The sequence below is a fragment of the Vibrio sp. 10N.286.46.A8 genome, assembly GCF_041470165.1.
In the GTDB taxonomy this organism is placed as follows: domain Bacteria; phylum Pseudomonadota; class Gammaproteobacteria; order Enterobacterales; family Vibrionaceae; genus Vibrio; species Vibrio tasmaniensis_A.
The window spans coordinates 1-2,767 of the sequence record NZ_JBFRLX010000278.1 but is presented as its reverse complement, the minus strand read 5'-3'; the positions used below and the strand labels follow the sequence as shown (position 1 = coordinate 2,767).

The 2,767-nt window shown below is 43.0% G+C and carries 4 protein-coding genes and 1 pseudogene; 3 read left to right on the top strand and 2 right to left on the bottom strand.

What is annotated here, in order from left to right:
- Together AB4232_RS21295 and AB4232_RS21290 are read right to left on the bottom strand one after the other, a co-directional pair.
- Nucleotides 1-231: DUF4156 domain-containing protein (locus tag AB4232_RS21295; protein ID WP_372087955.1), on the bottom strand; the 231-nt coding region annotated here is incomplete at its 3' end.
- A 12-nt stretch (nucleotides 232-243) separates the two neighbouring features.
- Nucleotides 244-588 (bottom strand): DUF2956 domain-containing protein, encoded by a 345-nt coding sequence (locus tag AB4232_RS21290; RefSeq protein ID WP_135381670.1) that lies wholly within the window; start codon nucleotides 586-588, stop codon nucleotides 244-246.
- 109 nt (nucleotides 589-697) lie between these two features.
- Here AB4232_RS21290 and AB4232_RS21285 point away from each other — a divergent pair, with 109 nt between their 5' ends.
- The 3 genes and pseudogenes from AB4232_RS21285 to AB4232_RS21275 all read left to right on the top strand — a co-directional run.
- Nucleotides 698-1,159 carry a DUF2919 domain-containing protein gene (locus tag AB4232_RS21285; RefSeq protein WP_032499208.1) on the top strand — a complete coding sequence of 154 codons (462 nt, stop codon included), beginning with the start codon at nucleotides 698-700 and terminating at the stop codon, nucleotides 1,157-1,159.
- 65 nt (nucleotides 1,160-1,224) lie between these two features.
- The gene (locus AB4232_RS21280) at nucleotides 1,225-2,148 is read left to right on the top strand and encodes a Dyp-type peroxidase (protein ID WP_372087954.1); all 924 of its coding nucleotides are present in this window, start codon (nucleotides 1,225-1,227) and stop codon (nucleotides 2,146-2,148) included.
- A gap of 117 nt (nucleotides 2,149-2,265) precedes the next feature.
- Nucleotides 2,266-2,767, top strand: a pseudogene (locus AB4232_RS21275) (flagellin); the annotation flags it as partial.

The window sequence follows — 2,767 nt, the reverse complement described above, 5'->3', positions numbered from 1 at the left end:
CTTTAGCTCATTCATTGCGCCTTGAATCAGAGTGTCGTTCGGGTAAAACAGGTAACTATACCAGTGACCTTCGCTGCCGGTGACTTCCCCTATATATTCGCACTCGTTGATATCAATCAGTCCGTGGTAATCCATTTGTACTTGGTCAGATTTGCTATGTGGGACTGTTGTCGGTGTCGTGCACCCGACTAATATGCCTGTCATAGCTAAAGCGACTAATTCCTTTTTCATACATTTATCCTGCTATTTCATCAAATAAATCGCGAAACCTACCCAGCTTGCGATCAATAGTAACCACGGCAATTTGCTGGCGTGATTTGATGTTGTTTCAACAATTGTGTCTACATTGCTCTCTTCGTCTAGATTAGTTTGTTGAGTTTGCTTCTCTTTCTGTACGCGTTTTCTTGCTTTATCGGCTTGGCGGCTGCGTTCTTTTTGCTGTTTCTTGTAAAGTGCGATGCCTTTTTCGATACCTTGAGCAATTAATTTTGTTTGTTCTTTGGTTTGAGCTGGCTTTTGCGTCGCTTTGGCTATCTTCAGTGCTTCTTGTTGAGATTCAACAGACGGTGTATTAGTTTTCTTTTTCATACTGAGTTCGACAATTAAAACGGATTAACCAATAAGATAACGCAAACCTAGTTAAGTATGAATGATTTGCGTTAAAGTGTTGGTTTGAAAACAAGTGAAAGTGAGAGTTGTGCGGTACTCCATAGAACAATACGATAAACACGGCTTTTTGAAAGCCCCAATCTTATTATGGTTAGGTTGGCTGTTTCTTGCGAAAGCTTTGGTCGTTTTCATTGTTGCGGGCGCAAGCCGAGAGTCGGGAACGGATATTCTTGAGACCATCTATCCAGACCACCAGATGTTTTATGTCGGGATTGCGTTGAGTGTGCCTAGTTTGTTATTGATGTGGTTGTTTGGACTAAGATCTCCAGATAGAAAGCGCCTTAACAAAGTCGTGTCATGGGGACGTTGGGTTACCATGATGGCTATCTTGGCACAGGGCTCCCATACAATTTATTTAATCTATTTGGATAACGGATGGTTCCGTTGGTCAAATGCTATCACCCTATTATTGCTCCTCTGGTTAGCGCTTTATTTAACCAATAGCCATGCCGCTAGGGATTGCTTTAAAGTGGTTGAGCACGAAGACTGATTCTCATCAAAACATTTGTACCATTCACAATTATACTTAGAAGCTAAAACTGGAAGGAATAATCTATGCTTAATGTTTCAAATGAGCAGCCTAACGTTCAAAGTGCTATTTTGCCTGAAGCTGGGCCTTTCGCTCTTTACGTTCAACTTAAAGTGAACGCTAATACTGCTAATGTACTAGCAGAAATTCAAAAGCTTCCGACTCTAATCGACGAGCTAAACCAAACTCAACCTGATGCGAACCTAACGGCGTCGGTAGCATTCTCAAAAGCTTTTTGGGATAAGTTTGAGCAAGCTGCTCCCTCTGATCTAATTGATTTTCCTGAGCTTGGTGAAGGTGATATCACAGCACCGAGCACACTGTCTGATGTTCTGATTCACTGTCATTCAAACCGACATGACCTACACTTCTTCATCCTACGTAAATTGCTATCTGAAGTAGCTGCGGACGTGGAAGTGGTTGATGAAACTTACGGTTACCGTTTCCTAGACTCACGTGACATGACTGATTTCGTTGATGGCACTGAAAACCCGAAAGATGCACAGCGCGTTGAAGTGGCTATTGTGCCTGAAGGTGAATTCGCGGGTGGTAGCTACGTAATGGTGCAACGTTTTGTGCATAACCTACCAGCGTGGAATAGATTAAACGTATCGGCACAAGAGAAAGTGATTGGCCGTACTAAGCCAGATTCGATCGAGCTAGACGATGTTCCAGCGGCGTCTCACGTTGGCCGTGTGGATATCAAAGAAGAAGGCAAGGGTCTTAAAATCGTTCGTCATAGCCTGCCTTACGGCACAGCAACGGGCGATCACGGCTTACTGTTCATTGCTTACTGTAACGTTCGTCATAACTTCGATGCGATGTTAGAGAGCATGTACGGCGAAACAGATGGAAAAACAGACCAACTGCTTCGCTTTACTAAAGCCGTTACTGGCGCTTACTACTTTGCTCCTTCAGCTGAGATGTTGAGTGCATTAACGATTAAGTAAGTCGTCTCAAATAGAATAAACAAGGGAGCCTCAAGGCTCCTTTTTTTAAAGTTTTATATAAATAGGTCGATACAAGAGCAATCGTAAGTTTTATCATCTTTTTGTAAGTGTAGGTCTATGGCTATAACTGTTAATACAAATGTTTCAGCATTAGTGGCTCAGAGGAATCTCTCTAATGCCAATAACATGCTGAACCAATCTTTGGAGCGCTTGGCTTCAGGGAGTCGTATTAATAGTGCAAAAGACGATGCTGCTGGCTTACAAATCTCTAATCGATTAGAAACACAGATGAGCGGCATCGATGTTGCGGTTCGAAATGCTAACGACGGTATCTCCATTATGCAGACAGCAGAAGGGGCGATGAATGAAACCACCAATATCATGCAACGCATGCGAGACCTGTCACTGCAAGCGACTAATGGTTCGAATAGCCAATCGGAAAGGACGGCTATTCAAGAAGAAGTAACCGCCTTAAATGATGAGTTAAACCGAATTGCGGAAACCACTTCATTTGGTGGGAAAAAGCTCCTTAACGGCAGTTTTGGTAGTTCGTCATTTCAAATTGGTGGCAGCTCTGGTGAAGCGGTGCAGATAAGTTTGAAAAACATGCGCACTGATG